At 65.7% G+C, this 2,296-nt stretch carries 4 protein-coding genes; all 4 read left to right on the top strand.

Annotated elements, in window-relative coordinates; genetic code table 11:
- Nucleotides 1–207: TlpA family protein disulfide reductase (locus H0W38_RS21165; protein ID WP_367162560.1), on the top strand; the 207-nt coding region annotated here is incomplete at its 5' end.
- Nucleotides 208–309: 102 nt separating this feature from the next.
- Nucleotides 310–759: a type II 3-dehydroquinate dehydratase gene (aroQ, locus tag H0W38_RS21160; protein ID WP_292457919.1), complete on the top strand. Its 450-nt coding sequence runs from the start codon at nt 310–312 to the stop codon at nt 757–759.
- Nucleotides 760–843: 84 nt separating this feature from the next.
- Nucleotides 844–1,287 carry an acetyl-CoA carboxylase biotin carboxyl carrier protein gene (gene accB, locus H0W38_RS21155; RefSeq protein ID WP_292457916.1) on the top strand — a complete coding sequence of 148 codons (444 nt, stop codon included), beginning with the start codon at nt 844–846 and terminating at the stop codon, nt 1,285–1,287.
- A 13-nt stretch (nt 1,288–1,300) separates the two neighbouring features.
- A partial coding sequence (locus H0W38_RS21150) for a biotin carboxylase N-terminal domain-containing protein (RefSeq protein WP_292457914.1) occupies nt 1,301–2,296 on the top strand: 996 nt, incomplete at its 3' end.

The raw sequence follows: 2,296 nt of genomic DNA, 5'->3' as shown, positions 1-2,296 counted from the left end.
GTGCGAGAGTTCCTCGGCCGCATGAACCTGGGTTTCCCCATTGGCTTGGCCGGTGTCGACGGCACGGCCTTGGTGCGCCAGTTGGGCAATGACCGCGGGGGCCTGCCGTTCAGCGTCGCTTTCGATGTCGCAGGGCGGGTTGCACAGCGCAAACTCGGCGAAACGAGTTACGCAGAACTTGCCCGCTGGGCCGCGGCGCCTGCTTAGCCCAGCTAGAAGCGGCTCACGCCGCAATTCTCGCTTTCTGCTCCATTCGCGCGTAAAGTCGCCCCTTCGCCGGCCGATCTGCCGGCATCTCTACACACCTGAATGCGCATCCTCGTTCTTCATGGGCCCAATCTCAACCTGCTCGGCAGCCGCGAAACCGCGGTTTACGGCAGCACGACGCTGGCCGAGATTGATGCAATGCTTTTCGAGCGAGGCCAGAAAGCCGGCGCGCAGATCGACAGCTTTCAGAGCAACCACGAGGGCGCGCTGGTCGACCGGGTGCAAGCGGCGCGCAGCGAGGGCTGCGATTTCATTCTCATCAACCCGGCGGCGTGCACGCACACCAGCGTGGCCTTGCGCGACGCCTTGGCTGCAGTGGCCATTCCTTTCGTCGAAGTCCACCTGTCCAACGTGTACCGACGCGAGGCCTTCCGCCGCCAATCGTATTTCTCGGATCTGGCCGAAGGCGTGATCGTCGGCCTGGGCGCAGCCGGCTACCGGCTGGCGCTGGACTTTGCACTCGAGCGGCTCGAACAAGGCCCCCACGCCTGACCGGCGGCGAGCCGCCGGCAAAGCCGACGCTCGCTTCGCGCTTCTTTTGTTCAATCACAAGATATCTGATGGAGAGGCAAGCTCATGGACCTGCGCAAACTCAAGACGCTGATCGATCTGGTCTCGGAGTCCAATGTCTCCGAACTGGAGATCACCGAAGCCGACGGCAAGGTCCGCATCGTCAAGGGCGCGCCGCCTTCGGTGCAGCCACCGGCCGCGCCGGCGGTGGCTGCAGCCTCGCCCTCCACCGCCGTGCCTGCCGCGCTGGCACCGGTCCCCGAGCCCGTGGAAAGCGGCCACACCGTCAAGTCGCCGATGGTCGGCACCTACTACCGCTCGGCCAGCCCAGGGGCCAAGCCCTTCGTCGAGATCGGCGGCGAGATCAAGGAAGGCGAGCCGATCTGCATCATCGAGGCGATGAAGATCATGAACGAGATCGAGGCCGACAAGTCCGGCACCGTCACCCAGATCCTGTGTCAGAACGGCCAAGCGGTCGAATTCGGCCAGCCGCTCTACATCATCGAGTAAGGCCAAGCCCTCGATGTTCAAAAAAATCCTGATCGCCAACCGTGGCGAGATCGCCTTGCGCATTCAGCGGGCCTGCCGCGAACTCGGCGTGCGCGCCGTCATCGTCTATTCTGAGGCCGACCGCGACGCCAAGTACGTCAAGCTGGCCGACGAATCGGTGTGCATCGGCCCGGCGGCGTCCGCCTTGAGTTACCTCAACATGCCGGCCATCATCTCGGCCGCCGAGGTGACCGACGCCGAGGCCATTCATCCGGGCTACGGTTTCCTGTCGGAGAACGCCGACTTCGCCGAGCGTGTGCAGCAAAGCGGCTTCGTCTTCATCGGCCCGACGCCCGAGGCGATCCGCACGATGGGCGACAAGGTCTCGGCCAAGCAGGCCATGATCCGCTCCGGCGTGCCGTGCGTGCCCGGCTCGGAGAACGCGCTGCCCGACGACCCGAAGGAGATCACGCGCCAGGCGCGCGCGATCGGCTACCCGGTCATCATCAAGGCGTCCGGCGGCGGCGGCGGGCGCGGCATGCGCGTGGTGCACACCGAAGCTGCGCTGCTCCATGCCGTGCTGACCACCCGCTCCGAAGCGGGCGCGGCCTTCGGCAACCCGGCGGTCTACATGGAGAAGTTCCTCGAGAACCCGCGACACATCGAGATCCAGGTGCTGGCCGACACGCACCGCAACGCGGTCTGGCTCGGCGAGCGCGACTGCTCCATGCAACGCCGGCACCAGAAGATCATCGAGGAGGCACCGGCGCCCGGCATCGCCCGCCGCATCATCGAGCGCATCGGCGAGCGTTGCGTGGCGGCCTGCAAGAAGATCGGCTACCGCGGCGCCGGCACCTTCGAGTTCCTCTACGAGGACGGCGAGTTCTTCTTCATCGAGATGAACACGCGGGTGCAGGTCGAGCACCCGGTTACCGAACTGGTCACAGGCATCGACATCGTGCAGATGCAGATCCGCGTGGCCGCCGGCGAGAAACTGCCGTTCACGCAGCGCCAGATCGCCATGCGCGGC

Origin of the sequence: Methylibium sp. (genome assembly GCF_013817365.1) — a bacterium.
Lineage (GTDB): Bacteria > Pseudomonadota > Gammaproteobacteria > Burkholderiales > Burkholderiaceae_C > Methylibium.
Note: the sequence above shows the minus strand (reverse complement) of the source record. Positions and strands in the feature narration are given on the sequence as shown.

Coding starts and splice junctions, on each gene's coding strand:
- aroQ (WP_292457919.1), top strand. CDS start 310: ATGCGCATCCTCGTTCTTCATGGGCCCAATCTCAACCTGCTCGGCAGC.
- accB (WP_292457916.1), top strand. CDS start 844: ATGGACCTGCGCAAACTCAAGACGCTGATCGATCTGGTCTCGGAGTCC.